The following is a 23,482-nucleotide window of genomic DNA, read 5'->3' as shown; positions in this document are numbered from 1 at the left end:
TCGCGGGGACGGTGACGGCTCAGACCGCGCTGGGAAAGCTATCCACGCGTGCCAGCCACCCCTTGAGAAACTTGCCAAGCGCCGGTCGCGCGGCGACCAGTCGCTGGTAGTAGTCCTTGCGGCCGACCCTGTAGCGTGCATACAGGTCTTGCTGATTGCTGGATGCAAGGGCGGCGAAGGTCGCCGGTCCCATCCGTCCGTCCACCACCAGCGCGCCGCCGGTCTGGGCGTTGAGCACGGTCTGCAGCAGCTTGATCGCGTTGCCGCCAGCGTTGACATAGAAATCGAACAAGATGTTGGCCAACGGCTGCAGTGCGATCTGGTCGGCGCGTAGCCGGTCCCAGTACTGCGTCTTGTAAATGACCCCGGCCTGGGCATCGGTCAATGCACGCAGGTTCGCCAAGCTGGGCTCCACGCCCAGCAAGTTCTGGGCGCAGGCCTTGAAGGTCAGCAGCGTGATGCCCTTGTTGGTGGCACCGCCCGGATCGGCGGGGTCGTTGACGAAGCCGCCCTCGTGCTTGAGCAGGGTCGGAAAAAACATGTTGAAGTCAGCCATCGGCGCCACCTGTTGAATTGATCGGTGGCGCCAGTTTCCGCATCAGTGCAATAGCGGGACATCGGACCTTCACCGATACTACGAAGCCTGAAAGCTGATTCATCCCGGTCCCCGACAGGGGCCACCAACACTGCGTTTTCTGGAATACTGCGCGCATGAACGAGCTCAACCATTTGCTTGAAAACAACCGTGCCTGGTCCGAGCGCATCCGCCGCGAGGACCCGGAATTCTTCTCCAAGCTGTCCACCCAGCAGACGCCCGAGTACCTGTGGATCGGCTGCTCGGACTCGCGTGTGCCGGCCAACCAGATCATCGACATGGCCCCGGGCGAGGTGTTCGTCCACCGCAACATCGCCAACGTGGTGGTACATACCGACCTGAACTGCCTGTCGGTGATCCAGTTCGCCGTCGACGTGCTCAAGGTCAAGCACATCCTGGTGGTCGGCCATTACGGCTGCGGCGGCGTGTTCGCCAGCCTGACCCAGAAGCGCATGGGCCTGGTCGACAACTGGATCCGCCATGTCACCGATGTGGCCGACAAGCACGAGGCCTGCCTGCACGACGCGGGCGACCTGCCGGTGCAGCACGCGCGCCTGTGCGAGCTCAACGTGCTCGAGCAGGTGGTCAATGTCTGCCGCACCACCATCGTGCGCGACGCCTGGGACCGCGGCCAGGCACTGCAGGTGCATGGCTGGGTCTACAGCCTGCGCGACGGACGTGCACACGACCTGGGCATGTCGATCGACCGCCCGGAGCTGCTGCAGGAACGTTACGACGCCGCACTGGCGCGCATCCAGGCCGATCACGCCGAACGCTGAGCCGCACCCGCACGCCATCCAGCCGCGGCGCCCACAGGCGCCGTCGGTTGGCTATGCTGGACGTCTTCTTTGCCGAGGAACGTCGATGCTGGTCCCGCCGATCAACCTGCAAGCCTGGATCGAGCAACACCGCCACCTGCTCAAGCCGCCGGTGGGCAATAAATGCATCCAGCAGGACGGCTTCATCATCATGATCGTCGGTGGGCCGAATGCGCGCACCGACTATCACTACGACGAAGGCCCGGAGTGGTTCTTCCAGCTCGAAGGCGAGATGGTGCTGAAGGTGCAGGACGAAGGCGTGGCACGCGACATCCCGATCCGCGCCGGCGAGATCTTCCTGCTGCCGCCGAAAGTGCCGCATTCGCCGCAACGCGCGGCCGGCTCGATCGGCCTGGTGATCGAACGCGAACGCTTGCCCAACGAGCAGGACGGCCTGCAGTGGTATTGCCCGCAGTGCAATCACAAACTGTACGAGGCGATGTTTCCGCTGCAGGACATCGAAACCGATTTTCCGCCGGTGTTCGATCATTTCTACCGTTCGCTCGCGCTGCGCACCTGCAGCCAGTGCGGGCATCTGCACCCTGCGCCGGAGCGCTATGCCACTGTCGAGGCATGAGTGGGCGATGGCCGAGGCAATTCCAGGCACGCGTCGCACAGGTCTTCGAGCGCGTTCGCTCGGCGGCGGCCATCGGCGCGCCGCCGCGCCACGCAATGCCGCGCAACGCAATGACGATGCAGCTGTGCGCAGCGCGCCGTGTGTCGGGCGTGTGCACGCGTCGCAGCCGCGCCGTGCGTCCGCGTTGAACCCCATGCCATGCTGCGCACGCTGATCGACCTCAAGCCGCGCGACGTGCCATTGCGCGTGGCGCTGCGCAACACCGCCGCGGTGGTGCTGCCGCTGGCGGTCGGCGTGGCCACCGGGCATGTCGCCGCCGGTCTGGCCGTGTGTACCGGCGCGCTCAACACCATGTTCACCGACCAGCCCGGCCCGTATCGCGCGCGTCTGCAACGCATGCTGATGGCCGCGCTGGCAGCGGGCCTGGCCGCGTTGCTCGGCATCTGGGTCGGCCACAACACGCCGGCATTAGTGATCGCCGGGTTGCTGCTCGGCCTTGGCGGCGGCTTGCTGGTGGCACTGGGCCCGGTGGCAGCGCGGGTGGGGCTGACCAGCATGATCCTGCTGGTGGTCAGCGCCGACATGCGCCTGCCGGTGCAGCAGGCCGCGGGCGTGGCGGCGTTGATCTTCGCCGGCGGCCTGCTCCAGGTGGTGCTGGCACTGGCGGCCTGGCCATTGCAACGCTATCGCCCGGAGCGCTTCGCGCTGGCCGACCTGATGCGTCAACTGGCCGGCATCGCACGCCAGCGTCCGGAAGCCAGCGCCCCGCCACCGGCCACCCAGGAAGTGCTCGATGCGATGGTGATGCTGCATGGCGAGCATCGCTCGCGTGCGATCGCCGTGCAGAGCTTCCGCATCATCGCCGAGCTGTGCGAGCGCGTGCGCCTGGAGCTGCTGTCGCTGGCCGATGTCGATACCCGCCTGACCGACTCGCAGGCGCGCCCGGCGATCGAGCGCGTGCTCGAACGCAGCGCCATCGTGCTGGAACAGCTCGCGCATGCGATGACGGTGGGCGAAGACCCGCTCGCCGCCAATGCCTCGATGACCGGCTTCGACGATCTGGTCGCCGCACTGGCGCAGTTCCAGCACGACAACGCCGATACCCGCGAGCGGCGGCTGGTGCGGGTGGCGGTGGCGCGCGCGCAAGGCCTGGGCGGCCAGCTGCGCGCCCTGATCCGCAACGCGCATTGGGCCAGCAGCCGTGGCGAGATCCAGGCGCAGCTGGCCGAAGCGCGCCTGCCGGCGGCACTCAGGCCCGCGGCGACCTGGGCCACGCTGCGCGCGAACCTGGATCTGTCCTCGGTGGCCTTCCGGCATGCCTTGCGCTGCGGCGTGTGCCTGGCGCTGGCGATCGCCTTCCAGCGCTGGCAGCAGATCCCGCACGGCTTCTGGATTCCGATGACCACCGCCATCGTGCTCAAGCCGGATTTCGGCGGCACTTTCAGCTTCGGCGCCTTGCGCGTGGCCGGCACCTTCGTCGGACTGCTGGTGGCGACCTTGCTGGCGCACCTGGCGATGGACGGCGCCAGCGTCCGCCTGGCGTTGCTGGCGCTGTTCTGCCTGGGCTTTCGCCTGCTGACGCAGGTGAATTACGGCATCGGCGTGGCGTTTCTGACCGGTATGCTGGTGCTGCTGCTGTCCTTCGAAGGCGTGGCACCGGGCGAGGCCATCGGTGCGCGTCTGCAGGCCACGGTCGCCGGCAGCGCCTGGGCGTTGATCGCCTACGCGGTGTGGCCCACGCGCGAGCGCCGGCATATCCGCGCCTCGCTGGCGCAGCTGCTGAGCGCCTACCGCGATCACCTCCGCAATCTCCTGCTCGGCAGGATGGAGGATCTGGGCGACACCCGCGCTGCCGCACGCGTGGCGCGCACCAACGCGCAGGCCTCGATCGAACGCCTGCGCGGCGAGCCACGCAGCCGGCGCAATCTGCACGAGCTCAAACTCGCCGAATCGTTGCTGGCCAACGGCAACCGGCTGATCGGCGCCACCCTGTCGCTGGAGGCGGTGCTGCGCGACGGCCATCCCCTGCCTGCGCTGGAAGCGCTGCCCGCCTTCGCGCAACAGGCCGACCAGGCGTTGTCCGAGCTGATCGCCTGCCTGGTCGACGGCGGCATTCCCGCCGCGGCCACCTTGCGCAGCGCCGAGCGCCAGCTGTCCGATGCGCTAGCAGCGCTGCCCGACGGCTCGCCCGCCACCGCCGCACTGGCCGACACCATCGACCGCATCACCGACAGTATCGGCACCTTGACGCATCTACTGCGCCCTGCCCGGCCAGCCTCGACCAGCGCTGCAGCCGAGCCAGCGGCCGCGCATGACGGCGCACACGGTGCCGGCGGGTAAACTGCGTCACTGACCTGCGTTGCGAGCCGTGATCATGACCGACCTGCTGTCCCGCGCCCATGCCGTTGCCCTGGACGCCGCCGACCCGCTGCGCCACCTGCGCGATGACTTCGTGTTCCCGCAGCATGCCGGCCAGGACCAGACCTATTTCGTCGGCAATTCGCTGGGCCTGCAGCCGCGCGGCGCGCGCGCGATGGTGGCCGAAGTGCTCGACCAGTGGGGTGCGCTCGCGGTGGAAGGCCACTTCACCGGTCCCACCCAGTGGCTGACCTATCACCAGCTGGTGCGCGATGGCCTGGCGCGCGTGGTCGGCGCGCAGCCCGGCGAAGTGGTCGCGATGAACACGCTGAGCGTCAACCTGCATCTGATGATGGCCAGCTTCTACCGGCCCACGCCCGAGCGGGGCGCCATCCTGATCGAAGCCGGCGCGTTCCCGTCCGACCGCCATGCGGTGGAATCGCAACTGCGCCTGCATGGGCTGGATCCGGCCACGCAGCTGATCGAAGTGGAAGCCGACCAACCCAATGGCACGGTATCGATGGCGGCGATCGCCGATGCCATTGCACGGCACGGTCCGCGGCTGGCGCTAGTGCTGTGGCCCGGCATCCAGTACCGCACCGGCCAGGCCTTCGAGCTGGGCGAAATCGCGCGGCTGGCACGCGCGCAGGGCGCGATGGTGGGTTTCGACCTGGCGCATGCGGTCGGCAATATCGCGCTGACGCTGCACGACGACGGCGCGGATTTCGCGGTGTGGTGCCACTACAAATATCTCAACGCCGGCCCCGGCGCGGTGGGTGGCTGTTTCGTGCACGCACGCCATGCCAACAGCGACCTGCCGCGCATGGCGGGTTGGTGGGGACATGAGCAGCAGAGCCGCTTCCGCATGGAGCCGCAGTTCGTGCCCTCGCCTGGCGCCGAAGGCTGGCAGCTGAGCAATCCGCCGGTGCTGGCGCTGGCGCCGCTGCGTGCCTCGCTGGAGCTGTTCGATCAGGCCGGCATGCCGGCGCTGCGCGCCAAGTCCGAACAACTCACCGGGCACCTGGAACAGCTGATCCACGCCCGCGTGCCGCAGGTGCTGCAGATCGTCACCCCGGCCGCGCCGGCGCAACGCGGCTGCCAGCTGTCGTTGCGGGTGGCCGGTGGCCGCGCGCAGGGGCGCTCGCTGTTCGAGTACCTGCAGTCGGTCGGCGTGCTCGGCGACTGGCGCGAACCGGACGTGATCCGCATCGCACCGGTGCCGCTGTACAACCGCTTCAGCGATCTGCATCGGTTGGTCGAACAGGTGGAGACCTGGGCCAGCGCCTGAGCACACGCGGCACGGACTGTGCCATCGACCAGATCGGTGCGTGGGCCGGAACCGGCACACGCGCACGTAAACTCCGAACCCGCACCTGGCTGATCGCAGCTGGTGCCGTTGCCAGCCATCCCCGTTCTCCCCCTTCGCCGGCACTTGCGTCCGGCCGCTGCCGGATACCGCATTGAGCGCAGTCTCTCCCCGTTCCCTGACATTGATCGGCGCTGGCCTGGCCGGTTGCCTGCTGGCCATCCTGTTGTCGCGCCGCGGCTGGCAGGTCACCGTCTACGAGCGCCGCGGCGATCCGCGCATCAAGGGCTACGAGTCCGGTCGCTCGATCAACCTGGCGCTGGCCGAGCGCGGCCGCCATGCGCTGCGCCAGGCCGGTGCCGAAGACCCGGTGATGGCCAAGGCGGTGATGATGCGCGGGCGCATGGTGCATCCGTTGACCGGCGAACCGCAGCTGCAACGCTACGGGCGCGACGACAGCGAAGTGATCTGGTCGATCCACCGCGCCGCGTTGAACGTCGCGCTGCTGAATCTGGCCGAGCGCGCCGGCGCACGCGTGCATTTCTATCGGCGCCTGCACACGGTGGACTTCGATGCCGGCTATGCGCGCTTCATCGACGACCGCGACGACCAGCCGCACGAAATCCACTTCCAGAGCCTGATCGGCAGCGATGGCGCTGGCTCGGCGTTGCGCGCGGCGATGCAGCGCAAGTCGCCGCTGGGCGAGCGCACCGAATTCCTCGATCACTCCTACAAGGAGCTGGAAATTCCGCCGTTGCCCGGTGGCGGTTTCCGCATCGAAGGCAATGCGCTGCACATCTGGCCGCGCGGGCGCTACATGTGCATCGCGCTGCCCAACGACGGCGGCACCTTCACCGTCACGCTATTCCTGCCCAACGCCGGCGAGCCCAGCTTTGCCACCACGCGTACCGGCGACGAAGCGCTGGCCCTGTTCGCGCGTGATTTTCCCGATGCTCTGCCGCTGATCCCGCAACTCAAGGAGCATTGGGAAGAACATCCGCCCGGCCTGCTCGGCACCCTCACCCTGGACCGCTGGCATCTGGGCGGCCGCGCACTGCTGATCGGCGACGCCGCGCACGCGATGGTGCCGTTCCACGGCCAGGGCATGAACTGCGCGTTCGAAGATTGCGTGGCGCTGGCAGAGCAGCTGGATGCGCACGAGGATCTGGAAACTGCGTTTGCCGCGTTCCAGGCCGCACGCCGTGACGACGCCGCAGCGATCCAGCAGATGGCGCTGGAGAATTACCTGGAAATGCGTGACCGCGTCGACGATCCCGACTTCCTGCTGCAACGCGCGCTCGAACAGCAACTGCAGGCGCGCTGGCCCACCCGTTTCGTGCCGCATTACACGATGGTGACCTTCCTGCGCACGCGCTACTCGATCGCCCTGGCACGCAGCGAGATCCAGCGCCAGATCCTGGTCGAGGCCACGCGCGGGCATAGCGACCTGTCGCGCATCGACTGGGCCGCGCTGGAAGCGGTCGTGCATGCGCGCCTGCAGCCGCTGGAAGGCGCGCACTGATCCACTCGCATAGGCCGGCGTCAGCAGGCGTAGGCGCGGATAAGAGATACTAGGCAGCACTGGCGGCGCCCTGCGCAGTGCGCCGCGGATCTGGATTTCACACGGCATGCCTGACAGCTTTCTCTTCTACGACCTGGAAACCTTCGGCCAGGATCCACGCCGCACGCGCATCGCACAGTTCGCCGCGGTGCGTACCGATGCGCAACTGCGCGTGATCGAAGAGCCGATCAGTTTCTATGTGCAACCGGCCGACGATCTGCTGCCCTCGCCGTACGCGACCATGGTCACCGGCATCACCCCGCAACACGCACTGCGCGAAGGCGTGAGCGAGGCCGAAGCGTTCGCGTGCATCTCCGAGCAGATGAGCCGGCCGCAGACCTGCACGCTGGGCTACAACTCGATCCGCTTCGACGACGAGTTCGTGCGCTGCGGGCTGTTCCGCAATTTCTACGACCCGTACGAGCGCGAGTGGCGCGGCGGCAATTCCCGCTGGGACCTGCTCGACGTGTTGCGGCTGGTGCATGCGCTGCGCCCGGATGGCATCGTCTGGCCGCAGCGCGAAGACGGCGCCACCTCGTTCAAGCTCGAACACCTGGCCGATGCCAACGCAGTGCGCGAAGGCGACGCGCACGAGGCGCTGTCGGACGTGTACGCCACTATCGGCATGGCGCGCAGGTTCCAGCAGCATCAACCCAAGTTGTGGGACTACGCGCTGCGCCTGCGCGACAAGCGCTTTGCGGCGACGCTGCTGGACGTCATCGCGATGCAGCCGGTGCTGCATATCTCGCAGCGCTATCCCGCCTCGCGCATGTGCGCCGCCGCGGTGCTGCCGTTGACGCGCCATCCGCGCATCGACAGCCGCGTGATCGTGTTCGATCTGGATGGCGACCCTGAAGTGCTGTTGCGCCTGAGCCCGGACGAGATCGCCGACCGGCTGTACATCCGCGCCGCCGACCTGCCCGAAGGCGAGCAGCGCATTCCGCTCAAGGAAGTGCACTTGAACAAGTCGCCGGCGCTGGTGGCCTGGCAGCATCTGCGCGCAGCGGACTTCCAACGCCTGGGCATCGACCACGACGCGGTGCTGGCCAAGGCTGCACGCCTGCGCGAGCTCGGCCCTGAGCTGGCCGAAAAAGTGCGCCAGGTGTACGGCAACGAGCGCGCTGCGGCGCCTGCGGTCAACGATGCCGATGCCTCGCTCTATGATGGCTTCCTGGCCGAAGGCGACAAGCGCCTGCTGGCGCAGGTGCGCGCCAGTGCGCCGGCCGAACTGGGCGCGCTGGAGTCGCGCTTTCGCGACCAGCGCCTGGTCGAGTTGCTGTTCCGCTACCGCGCGCGCAACTGGCCGCAGACGCTGTCGTTCGAAGAGCAGGAACGCTGGAACGTCTACCGCCGCCAACGCCTGCTCGAAGACCGTGGCCTGGGCGAGGTCACGCTCGATCAGTTCCATGCGCAGATCGCGGATTTACGGCTTGCTCACCCCGACGATGCTACCAAGCAGTCCCTGCTCGATCAGCTCACCGCCTGGGGTTTGGACCTCCAACGCACGCTATGACCACCTATTTTTCCGACGCCAGTTTCAAGTTCCTGCGCGCCCTGGCGCGCCACAACGACAAGACCTGGTTCAACGACCACCGGCATCAGTACGAGGCGCATGTGCGCCAGCCGTTCCTGCAGCTCATCACCGACCTGCAGCCGGCCCTGGCCGAAGTCAGCGAGCACTATCGCGCCGATCCCAAGACCCAGGGCGGCTCGCTGTTTCGCATCTACCGCGATGCGCGTTTTTCCAACGACAAATCGCCGTACAAGAACTGGCAGGGCGCGCGCCTGTTCCATGAGCGCCGCCGCCAGGTGCCGGCGCCGTCGTTCTACATCCATCTGCAGCCGGGCGAGAGCTTCGTCGGTGCCGGGCTGTGGCATCCGGAGCCGGACACCCAGCGCAAGCTGCGCCAGTTCATCTTCGACAATCCCGCCAACTGGAAAGCGGCTGCCTACGAACCCAGACTGCGCCGCAAGTTCGCGCTGGACGACAGCGAGAAACTGGTGCGTGCACCGCGCGGCTTTCCCAACGAGTTCGAGTTCATCGACGATCTCAAGCATCGCAACTGGGCGTACCTGCGTCATCTCGACGATGCCGTCATGACCGGCCCGCGCCTGCGTCAGACCATCGAGGCCGACCTGGTGGTGCTGGCGCCGTTCGTCGATTACCTGTGCGCCGCGCTGGATCTGGAATTTTGATGGATCGCGCGGCGCCGACAGCCATCGACGCGACGCCGGCGATCGGCATACCGGAGCGATCTCTCGCTGCGCGGCGCTGTGCATCGCTGCGTCTTGCACCAACCACCGCGATGGACTGCACACCATGAACAAACGCTGGTTGCTGTTGCCCGTACTGGCCGTGCTGCTGCTTGTCAGCTATGTGGTTGCAGGCCCGTACCTGGCCATTCGCGGCATCAGCCAGGCCGTCGCCAATCGCGACGCCGCGCAGCTGGAACGCCATGTGGACTTCCCCAGCCTGCGGGTCAACCTCAAGGCGCAGCTGGACGATTACCTGGTTCGCCAGGCCGGCAGCCGCATGCAATCGAGCCTGCTCGGCGGGTTCGCCCTGCAGCTCGCCAGCGGTATCAGCGGTGCCGGCGTGGACACGCTGGTGACGCCGCTGGGCATCGGCGCGCTGCTGCAAGGCCATAGCGTGTGGAATCGCGTCACCGGCGACACCGTCAGCCCGGACACCTATGCGGCGCCGGCGCCGGCGCGTCCGCTGCAAGGCGCCGAGCAGCGCTTCGAATCCACCCGCCGCTTCACCGCCACCACCCGCACCGCGACCGGAGCACCGGTGGTGTTCGTGCTGACCCGCCAAGGGCTGCGCTGGCGGCTGACCGATATCCAGTTACCGCTGGCAGATGCGGAAACTCCGCTGCCCCCATAAGCGCGCGCTTGCGAGCGATATTGGGATTTTCTCCTGCGCAGGCTGACGCCGCGCGCCGGACAGCGGCTCACGAAAACCGCCAGGCCCGCTCCATCCACGCTGCCTGCAGCCGCAGCATCGACGGCCGCAGTTGCCGGCGCGCCGGCCACGGCAATGTCGCCAGTGCCTGCTCCGCAGTGCCCGGCGTGCGTTTGCCGTTCCAGGCATACAGCAACTGGTTGCGCGGATCCGGCTCGGGCAACAGCAGCACCCGCCCATCGAATACCTCGCGCAGCGCGGCCAGATGCCCGGCTAGCGGAACCTGGAACAGGTTCAGCGCCAGCACACCGCCGGGCATCAGCGCAGCGCGGCAAGCGGCATAGAACTCGGGCGTGCACAACGCCGGTGGGATGCCATCGGCATCGTAGGCATCCAGCAGCAACAGGTCGTAGCGCCCGGCACGCGTACCGATCCACTGCGCACCGTCGCCATGCGTAACCTCAAGCCGTGCATCGTCGCGCGGCACGCCAAACGCATCGCGCAACGCCAGCACCTGCGCATCGGCGTCCACCGCCTCGATGCGCGTGCTGCGCAGATACCGGTGGCAGAACTTGGCCTGCGCGCCGCCGCCGAAGCCGATCAGGCCGATACGTTCGGGCCGCGGCTGCAGCCACAGCGCCGCCAGCATGCCGCGCGTATATCGCAGCATCAGCCGGTACGGTGCCCAGCGTGACATGCGGGTCTGCACGGTGTCGTCGGCAAAGTACAACTCCAGCTGGCGCCAGCTGGAGCGCAGCGCGGCGCATCCAGCCGGCTTCGGTGCCTGGCTCACCTGCCCGGCGGATCGTTGGCCACGCCATGCGGTACGTGGCCGGCTGCCACGTGCTGGTGCTGGCGCGCACTGTCGATGTTGTGCTGCGAATCGTCGAAGAAGATGTCCGCGCCAAACGCCTCCAGGAACGGCCCCTTGTGGCGCCCACCGAGGAACAGCGCCTCGTCCAGACGCACGCCCCACTCGCGCAGGGTGCGGATCACCCGCTCGTGCGCCGGCGCCGAGCGCGCGGTGACCAGCGCGGTGCGGATCGGCGACGCCTCGCCCGGCGGGAATGCCGCCTGCAGCGTATGCAGCGCCGACAGGAAATTGCGGAACGGCCCGACCGACAACGGCTCGCGCGCACGTTCGCGCTCGTGGCGCCCGAATGCCTCCACGCCCTGCTCGCGCGAGATGCGTTCGCTCTCGTCGCCGAAGATCACCGCATCGCCGTCAAAGGCGATGCGCAGCTGGGTCGACAGGCGGCTTTCGTCGTTGTCCACGATCGCCGCGGCGGCCTCGGCGCGTTCGCCCGGCGCACGCGGCATGATGGTCGCCGCCGCAATGCCATGGGTGAGCGCACGCCGTACCGACTCCGGGTTGGCCGACAGGAACAGGTCGGTGCCGAACGGCTTCACGTACGGCCAGGTCGGCTGACCCGAGGTGAAGGTCGCCCGCACGATGCCCAGGTTGTAGTGCTGGATCGAATTGAAGATGCGCAGCCCGGTGTCGGCGGAGTTGCGCGACAGCAGGATCACTTCCACACGCGGGGTTTCTTCGGGCACATCGTGGTTGAGCGCCAGCAGCTTGCGCACCACCGGAAAGGCCACGCCCGGCTCCAGGATGTCGTCCTCATGCTCGCGCTGAAACGCCGAATACGCCTCCACGCCATCGGCCTCGAACAGTGCATGGCCTTCTTCGAGATCGAACAGCGCGCGCGAGGTCACTGCGACGGTCAGGAGTCTTGGGGAGTTATCGGTCATTGGGGCGGGGATTCGGGAGTGGGGATTCGGGATTGGTCAGGAGCAGGGATCAGGGAGTTTCAAATTCGGGACCGGATCATTCATACCGCAGCGTACTGTGCCGACAACATCGCGTGCGCTAGGTGGCCCGCTGCTGCCGTTGCCAATCCCGAATCTCGACTCCCCAATCCCCCCTCCTCAAACCGCAAACTGTTCGCTGAAGATGCGTTCTTCCAGATTGTGTTCGGGATCGAACAGCAGCGTCACCTGGCGCTGGGTGGATTCGCGGATGGTCACTTCGACCACGTCGCGGATCTCGTGCGAGTCGGCGGTGACGCTGACCGGGCGCTTGTACGGGTCCAGCACGCGGAAGCACACTTCGGTGTCGGCCTTGAGGATGGCACCACGCCAGCGGCGCGGGCGATACGGGGCGATCGGGGTCAGTGCCAGCGTGTGCGAGCCCAGCGGCAGGATCGGCCCGTGCGCGGAATAGTTGTAGGCGGTGCTGCCGGCTGGCGTGGCGACCATGACACCGTCACCGATCAGCTCGGCGATGCGGGTCTGGCCATTGAGATCCACGCTCAGGTGCGCGGCCTGGCGGGTCTGGCGCAGCAGCGAGACCTCGTTGTAGGCCAGCGACACCGTGCTGGCACCGGACTCGGTCTGCACCTGCATTTCCAGCGGGCGCAGGTGCGCCGGTTCGGCACGTTGCAGACGCGCGAGCAGGTCGTCCTCGTCGTCGCGGTACTGGTTCATCAAGAACCCGACCGAGCCCAGCTTCATGCCGAACACTGGCTTGCTGGCAGCGCCGTGCCGGTGCAGGGTCTGCAGCATGAAGCCGTCCCCGCCCAGTGCGCAGACGATGTCGGCGGTGTCCAGCGCGTGATCGCCATAGCGCTGCACAAGACGCGCGCGCGCGGTCACCGCCGGCTCGGCGTGACTGGCGAGAAAGGCAATCCGGGGTGGTGCGGTCATCGTTGACTCCAGAGCATGCGAATCAGCATACCGCAGCGCTGTGGTGGGCTTGTTGGCTGGCCGCCCCGCCCTCGCCTGCGCGGACGCGCCTGCGCCTGCGCGATCGGGCGCCACCGGTGACACAGCGCGCGTCAGCGCAACGGGCGCGGCAATCCCGCTTGCGTAATGCGCGTGCTGCCCGGCCAGGCGTCACCGGGCCACTTCCTCAGGCGGTCAACCGCCAGGCGCGATGGATGCGCGCATGCCGCTCGAAATCCGGGTCGATGGTGCGCGGGCTGATTTCCTCGCACTGCGCAAACTCGGCCACCAGTTCCTCGTCCAGCTTGAAGCGGCGGAAGTTGTTGGAGAAATACAGCACCCCACCCGGCGCCAGGCGCGCCACTGCCGCGCGCAACAGCCGCACGTGCTCGCGCTGGATGTCGAAGTCTTCGGCGCGTGCGGAGTTGGAGAAGGTCGGCGGGTCACAGAAGATCACGTCGAAATGCGCGCGCTCGGCTTCCAGCCAGGCCAGCGCGTCGGCCTGCACCAGCTTGTGCTTGCTGCCGGCCTGGCCGTTCAAGGCCAGGTTGTCGGCGCACCACTGCAGATAGGTGCCGGACAGGTCCACGCTGGTGGTCGAGCTCGCGCCGGCCACCGCCGCTTCCACGCTGGCCACGCCGGTGTAGCAGAACAGGTTGAGGAAGCGCCGCCCCTTCGATTGCATGGCCATGGTGCCGCGCAACGGGCGATGATCCAGGAACAGGCCGGTGTCCAGGTAATCGAACAGATTTACCCGCAGCAGCGCGCCATGCTCGCGCACGTTGATGAATTCGTTGCGCTGCTCGAAGCGGCCGTACTTGCTGCCGCCCTTGCCGCGCTCGCGCGATTTGAGCGCCACGCGTTCGCCCGGCACCTCGAACACCTCGCGTGCGGCGGCCAGCAGTTCGCCCAGACGGCGGCGCACGTCGGCTTCCGGAATCGTCGCCGGCGCCGCGTATTCCTGCACATGCAGAAACACGCGGCGATCACCATCGGCTTGCTGGTACACGTCGATGGCGGCGGAGTATTCCGGCAGATCGGCGTCGTAGACGCGGAAGCATTCGATGCCTTCGCGTGCGCGCCACTTCTTGAACTTCTGCAGATTCTTGCGCAGGCGGTTGGCGACCATTTGTGCGCCTTCGCTGAGCGCGGTCGGCGCCGCCAGCGGGGTGCGCCGCGGCACCGCGATTGGGTCGCAGACGATCAACGCGCACTCGATCGCGCCATTGAACAGCTGGTATTTCTTGCCCGCGCGCAGGCCGGTGGCATACGCCAGCTCGGCGTTGCCGCACAGCAGGCTGGCCCGCCATTGCGGCACCGCACGCTGCAGGGTATCGCCCAGGCGGCGATACAGCGCCGCATCGGCGGCCAGACGTTCGTCGTAAGGCGGATTGCACACCACCACGCCGGTGGCCTGCGGCGGGATCTGCAGGTCGCCCACCTCGCGCACGCCGAACCAGATCGCCTCGGCCACGCCAGCCACTTGCGCATTTTCTTTCGCGGCGCGGATCGCATGCGGGTCCATGTCGCTGCCGTGGATCACCTGCCGGAGCGCGGCGCGGCCAAGACTGTCGCGCTCGCGCGCTTCGCCCACCAGTTGCTGCCAGCCCTCGCGGTCGAAGCCGCGCCAGCGGCTGGGGAGATCGCTGCCATAGCGCTGCAGGCCGGGCGCCACGTCGGCGGCCATCAGCGCGCCTTCGATCAGCAGGGTGCCGCTGCCGCACATCGGATCCAGCAGGCCGCCGCCATCGGCGTAGGCGCGCGGCCAACCGGCGCGCAGCAACACCGCCGCGGCCAGATTCTCCTTGAGCGGCGCATCGTTCTGCGCCATGCGCCAACCGCGCCGGTGCAGCGGGCCGCCGCCCAGATCCACCGAAATGGTGGCGCGGCCCTTGCGCAGCGACAGGTTCAACCGCAGATCCGGGCTTTCCACGTCCACCGACGGACGTTCCAGGCCCTGCCGGCGCATGGTGTCGACCACCGCGTCCTTGATCCGCTGCGCCGCGTAACGGGCGTGCGTAATCGCGGTACCGGAGACATGCGCGTCCACCGACAGCGTGTGGCCGACGGACAGGTGCTCGTCCCACGGCAATTCGGCCACCCCGGCATACAGCGCGTCCTCGTCCGGGCAATCGAACTCGCTCAGCGGCCACAGCACGCGGCTGGCCAGGCGCGACCACAGCACGGCGCGCTGCGCGTCGCGCAGGTCGCCTTCGACGTTGACGCCGGAGATGGTGGCGGTGGCCTTGCTGGCACCGAGCGACAGCAGCTCGTCGGCAAGCAGGTATTCCAGGCCCTTGGCACAGGATGCGAAGAATTTCACGTAGGCAGGTATCGATGGAGACGCTGGCCGTGGGGGCGAGCGTGGGAGCAGGACGCTGGGCCGGCGCCCGGGAGGGCAAAGCCGTGGCCGCCGCGGGCGGGGCGCAAATGGTCGGCCATCGGAGCCGGCTTTACCAGCCCGCCGGCCGGATCGCCCGCTGCGCGGTTCACCACGGCGCCAGCCGCCACTGCAGCTGCGCAGTCTCCAGGCGCTGCCGCAGGCCCAACCGCTGCAGGAAGGCGGCATCGTGCGAGGCGACGATCAGCGCCCCCTGGTAGCTGCGCAGCAGCGCCTCGATCGCTTCCACCGCGGCCAGGTCCAGGTGGTTGGTCGGCTCGTCCAGCAACAGCAGTTGCGCCGGCTGCGCCCGGTACAGCGCACACGCCAGCGCCGCCTTGAGCCGTTGGCCGCCGCTGAGCTGGCCGGTGGGCAGGTCGGCCCGCTGCTGGTCCAGCCCCAGCAGCGCCAGGCGCAGCCGCTGTGCGTGGGCTGGCGCACCCGGGTCTGCATCCTGCAGCTGCGCAGCGGCCGAGCGCATCGGATCCAGCAGCCCCAGGTGCTGATCCAGATAGGCCGCCGGCACCTGCACCTGGCATTGCCCCGCGCTGGGTTGCAGGCGCCCGGCCAGCAGTTGCAGCAACGACGACTTGCCGCTGCCATTGGGGCCGACCAGGCCGATCCGCGGCTGCCCATGCAGCAGCAGATCCACCCGCCGCCCACCCAGCCGTCCGTCGGCCAGCTGCACCTGCTGCAGCGTGGCTAGCTGCCGCGATGCGCCGGCGGGCGATGTCGGCGCCAGGAGCGCGATCGCGGGGTCGTCCTGCACCAGCGCTGCGGCCTGCACCACCGCCTCGCTCAGCCGCGCCTGTTCGGCCTGGCGTTGCTGTTGTAGCCGCCCCGCGCTGACCTCGCTGCGCTGCTTCTGCGCGCCGAGCAGGATCGCGGCCTGGTTGGCCTGCCCTGCGGCACGCGCGCCGCGTGCCTGGCGTTGCTGTTGACGCTGCTGCTGTTCGCGCAGCGCCTGCTCACCGCGTGCACGCGCCTGTTTACGCTGGGCCAGCAATTCGCTGGCCGCCTGCTGTTCGATGGCGCGCTGCTGTGCATAGAACGTGTAATTGCCGCCGTAGCTGCGCAGCCCCTGCGCGGACAATTCAACAATGCGCTGCATCGCATCGAGCAGGCCGCGGTCGTGGCTGATCACCAGCAGGCCACCGCTCCACGCCAGCAACTGATCCATCAGCCGCTGGCGTTGCGGGCCATCCAGGTGATTGCTGGGCTCGTCCAGAATCAACAGGTCCGGCCGGGTCAGAAACGCACCGGCCAGTGCCACGCGCGTCGCTTCGCCGCCGCTGAGCTGCGCGGCCGGTGCACGCGGATCGCGCCCACCCAGGTCTTGCCGTTCGAGTTCTGCGGCAAATTGCGCATGGGCGGTCCAGCGCTCGCCGACCAGTTCAAAATCGGCGGGCGCAACGCTGCCGGCGGCGATACGGTCCAGCGCATCCAGCAGCGGCGCGACACCGGCCAGTTCGGCAATGCTCTGCCCCGGCGCCACGCGCACGCGCTGCGGCAGGTAATGCACGCTGCCGTTGCGCACGCAACGCCCTGCGCTGGGCAGCACCTCGCCGGCCAGCAGGCGCGCAAGCACGCTCTTGCCCACGCCATTGCGCCCGACCAGGCCGGTGGCACGTTGGTCGATGTGGAGGGACAGATCGGAAAATAGCGGGCTGCCATCGGGCAGCACATACGCAACGCTTTCCAGCGTCAGCGACGGACAGGTCATACGGGTCTCCATTGCATGCCAGCACACGCACCGATCCAGCCGGACCGGCAGCGGGTAAGGCCGTCATCACGACGGTGGCATCAATGGCGCATTGGACCAATCCTCAGACAGTGGGCAATGCGGCAAAGTGTAGGTCAGCCTGCAACGCATGCCAAATCCCAAACACTGCGGCAGGATTGACCGCGTTCAAGCGCAGCATGGTGAGCACCCGCCCTTGCAGACATGCTCAAGCTACTGGCGGCCGGCACCCTGCTGGCTGTCAGGCGCCCTCGAAAAAGCACGGCAAGCACTCGCCGAAGGCCAGGACCTGCAGCACTTAGCACTTAGCACTTAGCATTCAGCACTGAGCATTCAGCACGCAGCACGCAGCACGCAGCACGCAGTATGAAACTCGCCCGCCAGGCTTGCGTCCAACCGGCACAGCGGCATAGCGGCATAGCGGCGCATACGACGCGGCCGATGCCTTCGCTCCCCCCCACTCAGCGGGCCGCAGGTCTCCGGGCAACCACCGTAGGAAAGATGCTGGCGCGATCATCGATGAAGCGGAGATCGGTGAACCCGGCGCTTTCCATCTGCGCGCGGGTCTGCGCGTGGGTGCGGAACGAGGCCCAGCGCGCCTGGACGATCTCGGCGAACACCAGGTTCTGCAGCGTCAGCGCCTCGGGATCGATGTGTTCCAGCTTCCACGGCGACTCGGCAGACAGCGTCGGCGGCGGTGTCAGGAAACTTGCGACCAGCACGCCACCTGGCGCCAGCCTTTGAAAAAATGCGCGATACAGCGCAATCACGCGCACCTCGTCCGGCTCATAGATATTCAAGCCATTGCTGGTCAGCACATCCACGTGATCGTCGGCACCAGGCGTCCATGCGTCCTGGAGACGAAGCGAAAGCTGCCCCTCCAGCCCGCGCGCACGTGCGAGGTGCAACGCCCCTTCCAGCGCCTGCGGGTCCAGATCGATACCGATCAGGCGCACGTCCGGACATTCCCGGTAGTCCAGCAGCAACAGCTCGCCCATCCATCCGCAGGGCACCGATGCCAGCGTCATGCCTGGCCGCAGCAGTTCCTGCAGCTGCTGCTGGAAGATGCCGAAGCGTTCGCGGGTCGCCAGCACCGCAGGTGCCTCTTCGAAGATATGCCGTTCCATCGCCGACATCGACTCGTTCGGCTGCGCATCGGCGCGATACGTCACCAGCCGATGGGTCCAGTAGGCATTCAACCCGCGATGCCTGAGCAGAAACCGGCCGAAATCGGTGGCCCAGAGCGCATCGACCAGACCGAGCAGACGCTGGACCACCACATCGGGCCGGTCACCGCTCTGGCGCAGACGCGATGTGAGCGATGCCAGCAACGCAGCATCGTCCTGGTCATCGCTGCCGTGGGAAATCAGCCGGCCCGCCTGCGCGGCCTGGCCCAGGTCTTCGTCATCACGTTGCATCGTCCACCTCGACAGGAGCGCGCCAATCGCAGCGCTCGCCATGCTGCGATCACTCCCGGCGCGACGGCGTCTCTACAGCGATGGAAGATGCTGCCGAGCGAACTGGCACCGCACGCAAGGCCTGGCGTGGATCACGCCAAGCGGTCGCCAGCGGCTGGACTCACCCTAGCCCGAAGGCCGGGTGATAGGCGACATCGGCCAGCGGCAGCAGCCGGTCGCCGAACGCCAGCGCCTGCAGCTCGGACGCCGGGACGCCAGGCAACACCAGCCCCGGTTCCACCGCAAAGCCCAGACGCCGGAAAAACGCCGGCTCGCCCAATGCCAGACAACCGGCAGCGCCACGCTCGCGCAAGCTGCCCAGCGCCGCCTGCACCAGGCGCGTGCCCAGTCCCTGGCGCTGATGCCCCGGCCCGATCGCCAGCGGCCCCAATGCGTACCAGCCGGGCGAATCGTCCGACAGCGACACCGGCGATACCGCCAGGTGGCCGACCACATACCCGTCGTGGTCGGCCACCAGCGACAGCGCCAGCGCGCCGTCGTTGCGCAAGGCGGCGATCACGTGCTGCTCGTCGTGGCGGCTATGTTCGTCACGCATGAACGCGACCATCGTCAGCAGTTCGATCGCCGCGGCATCGCCATCGCTGGCTTCGCGAATCAGCACGTTCATCGCAGGCCCCGCAGCACGCACACCTTCAGACCGATGCGCATCACAGGCTCTGCAACAGTTCGGCGAAGGCGCGCGCCGACGCATCCACATGCGACGCCAGCCGGTGTTCGTCGTCGACCAGCAGCAAGCGCGCATGCCGCGCCTGCGCCCAGGCGATCACCTCGCCGGCCGGAATCAACTCATCGCGCCAGGCATGCACGATGGAAATCGGCACGCGCGCCGCATCCAGTGCCGGCAACGGCCCCATCCTGGTCGGCGGCACCATCAGGAACAGCCCGCGCGTGGGCACCTGCAACGACACCTGCGCGGCGATGTACGAGCCCAGGCTGGAGCCGACCAGCACCAGCGGGCCCTTGTCGGCCGCCGCCCGCGCGATCTCCAGCAGGCGTTGCAGCCGGCCCTGCACGTCGCCGAGCGAACTGACCTCGCGGCGTGCGTCCAGATCGGTGTAGTCCGGGCGCTCGTGGGTCCAGCCCAGCTGCCCGGCGACATCGGCCAGGGCGGTGACCTTCAGCGCGTCCGGGCCGCTTTCGAAGCCGTGCGACAGGATGCAATGACCGCGGCTCATAGCGCCTGCACCGTATCGCCGATGCGCAGCACGCCGCCACGCAGGATGCGCGCGCACAAGCCGCCATGGCCGCGCATGGCGTTGTAGCCGCCCGCGCCCAGCGCGTCTTCCATGCGCGAGCACGGATCGCAGGGGTCGGTGCCTTCCAGCTCGACATCGCCGATGCGGAAGCGCCGCCCCTTCAGGGCGATCAGCGGGATACCGGACACCACCAGATTGCGGCGCAAGGTGGCCGGCGCAATTGCTGTATGACCGGCCAGCGCTGCGATCACCGGCAGATGCTCGGCCTGGATCAGGGTCACGCCACGCTTGCCGCTGCCGCCCTTGTAGCGGTCGCCGACCAGGCCGATGCCGGTGGCGGCCTGCGCCGCGTCCACCTCGATCATGTCCACGTCGCGCGCCGGGCGCACGCCGATCCAGGTCACCTGGCCGGTCTGCGGCAGGGTTGCCATCAATTTGCCCAAAGGGCTGTCGGGATTCAAAGCCATCGTCGAATGCTAGCATCCGCCCCATGTCCGATGCCGTCCTGCCGTCGCCACCGATCACCTACGCGCCGTTGTCCTACGAATCGCGGCTGGCGCGACGCGCGCTCACGCAGATCGACATGGTGGTCATCCATTGCACCGAATTGCCCGACATGGCGATGGCGCGCGAATACGGCGAACGCGTGCTCTACGACAGCGGCACCGGCAACAGCGGGCATTACTACATCGACCGCAACGGCAGCATCCAGCAATACGTTGCGCTGGAGCGCGTCGCCCACCACGTGCGCGGCCACAACCCGCATACGCTGGGCATCGAACTGGTCAACAGCGGCCGTTATCCGCACTGGCTGGACTCGCGCCATCAGTGCATGAGCGAAGCGTACCCGCAGGTGCAGATCAACGCACTGATCACGCTGCTGCAATGGCTGCAACAACAGTTGCCGTCGGTACGCCGCATTGCCGGCCACCAGGCACTGGACACCACCCAGGAAGCGGCCAGCGACGACCCGTCGCGCAAGATCCAGCGCAAGCTCGATCCCGGCCCGCTGTTTCCGTGGCCGCAGATCGAAGCGGCGGTCAGCTGGTCGCATACGCCGCGCTAGCAGCGCTGCCCACGGCACCATCGGCCCCGCATGTCCCTTCGCTGGTGCAGCACTCAGCGATCTGCGGCGCGGTAGGTCTTCTCGCCTGCATTTACCGCCAGATCCAGGCGATTTTCCGGCGATGCGATCGGGCAAACCACATGCGGCGTCAGCGCGCAGGGCGGATTTTCGGCCAGATTGAAGTCGAGCACGAGCCGGCCATCGTGTGGCGGCGCGGTGTAGAGATAACGCGCGCCGCCATAACTTTCCTTGCCGCTGGTGCGATCGGCGAACAGGAAGAACAGGCCCTGCCCGTCGTCGCTGACGATCGGCTGCAAGCGGTATTGCTGGCCATTGCGCGAGAACACCGCCTCGCCCGGTATCTCGACGGTAAGCGGCGTGCCGATCGACGTCAGCAGCGTGGTCGTGCGCGGGGTGGGATACGCCTGCCAGCGCGCCTGGATGCGCCAGTGCGGATCGGTCGGAAAATATTCCAGCCCGGCGAAATGGCTCAGCAACGGCGCTGACGGGTCGCGGAAACGCCAGCCGAACAAGCTGCCGGTCTGCACCAGATAGAACTGCCGCCCTTCCACATCCAGGCGATCGCCCCGCTGCCCTGCGCGCTCCGGCTCCAGGCGGACGCGATCGACGCGCTGCCCGTTCAAGTACACCGGTACATTGGCGGCGGCGTCGAAGTGCACGCGGCCGTCGCCATCCAGCGTCAGCTGCCCCAGTTGCGCAGGACCGGCCGGCAATACCAGATCGCTGCGCGGATCGCTGCCCACCTGGTAACGGCCTGCACGCACACGCCCGGAGCCGGTGTAGCTCAGCCAACCGTCGGGCGCACGCAAGCGCTGCAAGCGCTCGGCGCGTGCACGTTCGAGTTCGACCTGATACACCGCATGGCGGTCGCTCTGTCCGCGACCGGCAATGCGCGCACCGTTGGCGTCGGCGGTCGATCCCGCCGAACAGGCAGCCATCGACAGCATCGCGACGCACAGCGCGCCGACCTGCAACTGCAACCGCATGAGTCACCCAACACTGCGAGAAACTGCGCTCCGCGCAGCGAACCTGCGTCCCCACAGGTCACCGTTCCTGCCGCCATTGTGCCTGCAATCAGGGGCCGGTCGCGACCGGGCGTGTCGCATCCTGCAACCAACCGCTCCAGGAGCCGGCGTAAACGCGCGCGCCCGATAAGCCGGCCACTTCCAGCGCCAGCAGCAGATGGCAGGCGGTCACGCCCGAGCCGCACATCACCACTGCCTGCTCAGGACGATACGCGCCCAGCAGCGCTGACAACTCGCTGCGCAGTTCCTCGGCCGGCTTGAAACGCCCATCGCGCAGGCTCACACCCAGCGGACGACTCACCGCGCCGGGCACATGCCCGGCCACCGGATCGACCGGCTCCACCTCGCCGCGAAACCGCTCGGCGGCGCGCGCATCCAGCAACCAGCCCGGCGCCTGATCCAGCTGCGCCAGGATCTGCCCGGCCTCGACCACGGCATCGCCATCGAAGCTGCCCGGGTACGCCGCGCCATCGTGCATTGCGGGCGGCTCGGTGCTTTCCGGCAACCCCGCCGCGCGCCAGGCGGCCAGCCCGCCATCGAGCACCGCCACGCGGCGATGCCCCAGCAACCGCAGCATCCACCATGCCCGCGCCGCGGCCATGCTGCCGTCAGCGGCGTCGTAGATCACCACCTGGCTGTCCGGGTCGATCCCCCACTCGCCCAGCCGCCTGGCAAATGCCGCGCTTTGCGGGAGCGGATGCCGCCCTTGCGCAGGCTGCGACAGATCGGCCAGATCCTCGTCGAGATCGGCGTAGTACGCGCCTGGCAGATGCCCCTGTGCATAGGCCTTGCGCGCTGCATCCGGGTCCGGCGCAGTCGGTGGCGCAGCGCGCGCGTCCAGCAGTCGCAACTGCGGATGCGGCAATGCCGCGGCCAGCGTGGCGCTGTCTACCAGCGTGGTCCAGTGGAGTTCCGCACTCATGCAACCTGCTCCAGACGACGACGAAGATTGAGGAGAATGGCCGCGGTGGCGCCCCAGATGCGGTGGCCGGGCCAGTCGTATTCCAGCACGCGGCGTGGCCGGCCGCGAAACTCCAGCTCCACGCTGCGTAGATTGTCGGGGTCCATCAGATAGGCCAACGGCACCTCGAACACCTCGGCCACTTCATCCGGCTGCGGCACCGCCACGAACGCCGGGTCGATCACCGCCACCACCGGGATGACGCGAAACCCGCTCACGGTCAGAAACGGATCCAGATATCCCAGCGCATGCACCTGGCCGGCGCCGAGCGCGATTTCCTCGCAGCTCTCGCGCAAGGCCGCAGCGGCCGCATCCGCATCCGACGGCTCGACCCGGCCACCGGGAAAACTGACCTGCCCGGCATGGTGACGCAGGCTGTCGGTGCGCCGGGTCAGCAGCACCGTGGTGCCCTGCGTGCGCGGCACCAGACCGCACAGCACTGCGGCCTCGGCAGACGCGCCGCCTTCGGTCAGGTCGATCAATTCGGCATGATTCCAGCCCGGCCCGTCGGGCGCGGTGTCCAGCGCATACAACGCACGCTGCAGCTGCGCACATTCGGGCAGCCGCGCGGCCAACGCGCGCGCGGGCAGAACCGTGTGCAGATATTCCTGACGTTCGCCGTCGCTCATGCTCATCCAGCGTGCAATTTCATCCAGGCTGCGCAGGCAGCCGACACAGTGCGCCTGCGCGTCCAGCGAACATACACCGATACACGGGCTGGGCAGGCCACTGCGGTTCGAATCCGTGTCGCTCATCGCTGGCTCCCG

At 67.9% G+C, this 23,482-nt stretch carries 23 protein-coding genes; 9 read left to right on the top strand and 14 right to left on the bottom strand.

The annotated features are described in order from the left end of the window. Positions 1–19: 19 nt before the first annotated feature. On the bottom strand, positions 20–556 hold the full coding sequence (locus tag ABQY74_RS08325) for a glycoside hydrolase family 108 protein (protein WP_039812660.1): 537 nt from the start codon (positions 554–556) through the stop codon (positions 20–22). A gap of 155 nt (positions 557–711) precedes the next feature. On the opposite strand from ABQY74_RS08325, the gene can reads away from it, so the two are divergent. From can to ABQY74_RS08285, 8 genes are all read left to right on the top strand, one after another. Continuing rightward, a complete protein-coding gene (can, locus tag ABQY74_RS08320; RefSeq protein ID WP_016902447.1) occupies positions 712–1,374 on the top strand; it encodes a carbonate dehydratase in 663 nt (220 codons plus the stop codon). A gap of 85 nt (positions 1,375–1,459) precedes the next feature. Further along, the gene (locus tag ABQY74_RS08315) at positions 1,460–1,990 is read left to right on the top strand and encodes a 3-hydroxyanthranilate 3,4-dioxygenase (RefSeq protein ID WP_024939857.1); all 531 of its coding nucleotides are present in this window, start codon (positions 1,460–1,462) and stop codon (positions 1,988–1,990) included. A 198-nt stretch (positions 1,991–2,188) separates the two neighbouring features. Continuing rightward, positions 2,189–4,330, top strand: coding sequence for an FUSC family protein (locus ABQY74_RS08310; protein ID WP_349793689.1), 2,142 nt, complete (start codon positions 2,189–2,191; stop codon positions 4,328–4,330). Between the two features lie 34 nt (positions 4,331–4,364). Beyond that, a complete protein-coding gene (kynU, locus tag ABQY74_RS08305; protein WP_039520603.1) occupies positions 4,365–5,636 on the top strand; it encodes a kynureninase in 1,272 nt (423 codons plus the stop codon). A gap of 172 nt (positions 5,637–5,808) precedes the next feature. Next, complete coding sequence (locus ABQY74_RS08300; RefSeq protein ID WP_349793691.1) at positions 5,809–7,176, top strand: NAD(P)/FAD-dependent oxidoreductase; 1,368 nt, start codon at positions 5,809–5,811, stop codon at positions 7,174–7,176. Positions 7,177–7,282: 106 nt separating this feature from the next. Continuing rightward, positions 7,283–8,728: an exodeoxyribonuclease I gene (gene sbcB / locus ABQY74_RS08295; RefSeq protein ID WP_349793693.1), complete on the top strand. Its 1,446-nt coding sequence runs from the start codon at positions 7,283–7,285 to the stop codon at positions 8,726–8,728. Then, a complete protein-coding gene (locus ABQY74_RS08290; RefSeq protein WP_024940671.1) occupies positions 8,725–9,411 on the top strand; it encodes a DUF2461 domain-containing protein in 687 nt (228 codons plus the stop codon). The genes sbcB and ABQY74_RS08290 overlap by 4 nt, the downstream gene beginning before the upstream one ends. Before the next feature lie 124 nt (positions 9,412–9,535). After that, positions 9,536–10,102 (top strand): DUF2939 domain-containing protein, encoded by a 567-nt coding sequence (locus ABQY74_RS08285; protein ID WP_104559161.1) that lies wholly within the window; start codon positions 9,536–9,538, stop codon positions 10,100–10,102. A 67-nt stretch (positions 10,103–10,169) separates the two neighbouring features. Here the strand turns inward: ABQY74_RS08285 and ABQY74_RS08280 are convergent, their stop codons facing one another. The 10 genes from ABQY74_RS08280 to ABQY74_RS08235 all read right to left on the bottom strand — a co-directional run bounded on the left by ABQY74_RS08280 (position 10,170) and on the right by ABQY74_RS08235 (position 20,109). Continuing rightward, positions 10,170–10,913, bottom strand: coding sequence for a transferase (locus ABQY74_RS08280; protein ID WP_349793696.1), 744 nt, complete (start codon positions 10,911–10,913; stop codon positions 10,170–10,172). Further along, complete coding sequence (locus tag ABQY74_RS08275) at positions 10,910–11,875, bottom strand: 5'-nucleotidase (protein WP_039520589.1); 966 nt, start codon at positions 11,873–11,875, stop codon at positions 10,910–10,912. Before ABQY74_RS08275 ends, ABQY74_RS08280 begins: the two co-directional genes overlap by 4 nt. Before the next feature lie 177 nt (positions 11,876–12,052). Next, a complete protein-coding gene (locus tag ABQY74_RS08270) occupies positions 12,053–12,829 on the bottom strand; it encodes an NAD kinase (protein WP_016902458.1) in 777 nt (258 codons plus the stop codon). Positions 12,830–13,034: 205 nt separating this feature from the next. Continuing rightward, positions 13,035–15,170, bottom strand: coding sequence for a bifunctional 23S rRNA (guanine(2069)-N(7))-methyltransferase RlmK/23S rRNA (guanine(2445)-N(2))-methyltransferase RlmL (gene rlmKL / locus ABQY74_RS08265; protein ID WP_349793698.1), 2,136 nt, complete (start codon positions 15,168–15,170; stop codon positions 13,035–13,037). Further along, on the bottom strand, positions 15,167–15,358 hold the full coding sequence (locus ABQY74_RS08260; RefSeq protein ID WP_080689560.1) for a hypothetical protein: 192 nt from the start codon (positions 15,356–15,358) through the stop codon (positions 15,167–15,169). The genes rlmKL and ABQY74_RS08260 overlap by 4 nt, the downstream gene beginning before the upstream one ends. After that, the gene (locus ABQY74_RS08255) at positions 15,337–16,950 is read right to left on the bottom strand and encodes an ATP-binding cassette domain-containing protein (protein WP_349793700.1); all 1,614 of its coding nucleotides are present in this window, start codon (positions 16,948–16,950) and stop codon (positions 15,337–15,339) included. The genes ABQY74_RS08260 and ABQY74_RS08255 overlap by 22 nt, the downstream gene beginning before the upstream one ends. A gap of 479 nt (positions 16,951–17,429) precedes the next feature. Continuing rightward, a complete protein-coding gene (locus tag ABQY74_RS08250; RefSeq protein ID WP_349793702.1) occupies positions 17,430–18,386 on the bottom strand; it encodes an SAM-dependent methyltransferase in 957 nt (318 codons plus the stop codon). A gap of 160 nt (positions 18,387–18,546) precedes the next feature. Further along, on the bottom strand, positions 18,547–19,053 hold the full coding sequence (locus ABQY74_RS08245; RefSeq protein WP_024940677.1) for a GNAT family N-acetyltransferase: 507 nt from the start codon (positions 19,051–19,053) through the stop codon (positions 18,547–18,549). A gap of 40 nt (positions 19,054–19,093) precedes the next feature. Further along, a complete protein-coding gene (locus tag ABQY74_RS08240) occupies positions 19,094–19,621 on the bottom strand; it encodes a YqiA/YcfP family alpha/beta fold hydrolase (RefSeq protein WP_024940678.1) in 528 nt (175 codons plus the stop codon). After that, entirely contained in the window at positions 19,618–20,109 is a 492-nt protein-coding gene (locus ABQY74_RS08235; RefSeq protein ID WP_349793704.1) for an MOSC domain-containing protein, read from the bottom strand. Before ABQY74_RS08235 ends, ABQY74_RS08240 begins: the two co-directional genes overlap by 4 nt. Positions 20,110–20,132: 23 nt before the next feature. Here ABQY74_RS08235 and ABQY74_RS08230 point away from each other — a divergent pair, with 23 nt between their 5' ends. After that, positions 20,133–20,708 carry an N-acetylmuramoyl-L-alanine amidase gene (locus tag ABQY74_RS08230; RefSeq protein WP_053051549.1) on the top strand — a complete coding sequence of 192 codons (576 nt, stop codon included), beginning with the start codon at positions 20,133–20,135 and terminating at the stop codon, positions 20,706–20,708. Between the two features lie 53 nt (positions 20,709–20,761). On the opposite strand, the gene ABQY74_RS08225 is transcribed toward ABQY74_RS08230, so the two are convergent. The 3 genes from ABQY74_RS08225 to ABQY74_RS08215 all read right to left on the bottom strand — a co-directional run bounded on the left by ABQY74_RS08225 (position 20,762) and on the right by ABQY74_RS08215 (position 23,470). Then, entirely contained in the window at positions 20,762–21,715 is a 954-nt protein-coding gene (locus tag ABQY74_RS08225) for a DUF1684 domain-containing protein (protein ID WP_047128518.1), read from the bottom strand. Positions 21,716–21,803: 88 nt separating this feature from the next. Next, positions 21,804–22,676, bottom strand: coding sequence for a sulfurtransferase (locus tag ABQY74_RS08220; RefSeq protein WP_349793707.1), 873 nt, complete (start codon positions 22,674–22,676; stop codon positions 21,804–21,806). Continuing rightward, the gene (locus tag ABQY74_RS08215; RefSeq protein ID WP_127158403.1) at positions 22,673–23,470 is read right to left on the bottom strand and encodes a CoA pyrophosphatase; all 798 of its coding nucleotides are present in this window, start codon (positions 23,468–23,470) and stop codon (positions 22,673–22,675) included. Before ABQY74_RS08215 ends, ABQY74_RS08220 begins: the two co-directional genes overlap by 4 nt. Positions 23,471–23,482: the final 12 nt, after the last annotated feature.

The organism is Xanthomonas sp. WHRI 7064 (genome assembly GCF_040202355.2).
Taxonomy (GTDB): domain Bacteria; phylum Pseudomonadota; class Gammaproteobacteria; order Xanthomonadales; family Xanthomonadaceae; genus Xanthomonas; species Xanthomonas arboricola.
The sequence above is the reverse complement of the archived record's forward strand: the minus strand, read 5'-3'. Positions and strand labels throughout refer to the sequence as shown.

Bases quoted from the DNA above. Each gene is read 5' to 3' on its own strand.
- ABQY74_RS08325 (WP_039812660.1), bottom strand. From the start codon at position 556: ATGGCTGACTTCAACATGTTTTTTCCGACCCTGCTCAAGCACGAGGGC.
- can (WP_016902447.1), top strand. From the start codon at position 712: ATGAACGAGCTCAACCATTTGCTTGAAAACAACCGTGCCTGGTCCGAG.
- ABQY74_RS08315 (WP_024939857.1), top strand. From the start codon at position 1,460: ATGCTGGTCCCGCCGATCAACCTGCAAGCCTGGATCGAGCAACACCGC.
- ABQY74_RS08310 (WP_349793689.1), top strand. From the start codon at position 2,189: ATGCTGCGCACGCTGATCGACCTCAAGCCGCGCGACGTGCCATTGCGC.
- kynU (WP_039520603.1), top strand. From the start codon at position 4,365: ATGACCGACCTGCTGTCCCGCGCCCATGCCGTTGCCCTGGACGCCGCC.
- sbcB (WP_349793693.1), top strand. From the start codon at position 7,283: ATGCCTGACAGCTTTCTCTTCTACGACCTGGAAACCTTCGGCCAGGAT.
- ABQY74_RS08290 (WP_024940671.1), top strand. From the start codon at position 8,725: ATGACCACCTATTTTTCCGACGCCAGTTTCAAGTTCCTGCGCGCCCTG.
- ABQY74_RS08285 (WP_104559161.1), top strand. From the start codon at position 9,536: ATGAACAAACGCTGGTTGCTGTTGCCCGTACTGGCCGTGCTGCTGCTT.
- ABQY74_RS08275 (WP_039520589.1), bottom strand. From the start codon at position 11,875: ATGACCGATAACTCCCCAAGACTCCTGACCGTCGCAGTGACCTCGCGC.
- ABQY74_RS08270 (WP_016902458.1), bottom strand. From the start codon at position 12,829: ATGACCGCACCACCCCGGATTGCCTTTCTCGCCAGTCACGCCGAGCCG.
- ABQY74_RS08255 (WP_349793700.1), bottom strand. From the start codon at position 16,950: ATGACCTGTCCGTCGCTGACGCTGGAAAGCGTTGCGTATGTGCTGCCC.
- ABQY74_RS08250 (WP_349793702.1), bottom strand. From the start codon at position 18,386: ATGCAACGTGATGACGAAGACCTGGGCCAGGCCGCGCAGGCGGGCCGG.
- ABQY74_RS08245 (WP_024940677.1), bottom strand. From the start codon at position 19,053: ATGAACGTGCTGATTCGCGAAGCCAGCGATGGCGATGCCGCGGCGATC.
- ABQY74_RS08240 (WP_024940678.1), bottom strand. From the start codon at position 19,621: ATGAGCCGCGGTCATTGCATCCTGTCGCACGGCTTCGAAAGCGGCCCG.
- ABQY74_RS08235 (WP_349793704.1), bottom strand. From the start codon at position 20,109: ATGGCTTTGAATCCCGACAGCCCTTTGGGCAAATTGATGGCAACCCTG.
- ABQY74_RS08230 (WP_053051549.1), top strand. From the start codon at position 20,133: ATGTCCGATGCCGTCCTGCCGTCGCCACCGATCACCTACGCGCCGTTG.
- ABQY74_RS08225 (WP_047128518.1), bottom strand. From the start codon at position 21,715: ATGCGGTTGCAGTTGCAGGTCGGCGCGCTGTGCGTCGCGATGCTGTCG.
- ABQY74_RS08220 (WP_349793707.1), bottom strand. From the start codon at position 22,676: ATGAGTGCGGAACTCCACTGGACCACGCTGGTAGACAGCGCCACGCTG.
- ABQY74_RS08215 (WP_127158403.1), bottom strand. From the start codon at position 23,470: ATGAGCGACACGGATTCGAACCGCAGTGGCCTGCCCAGCCCGTGTATC.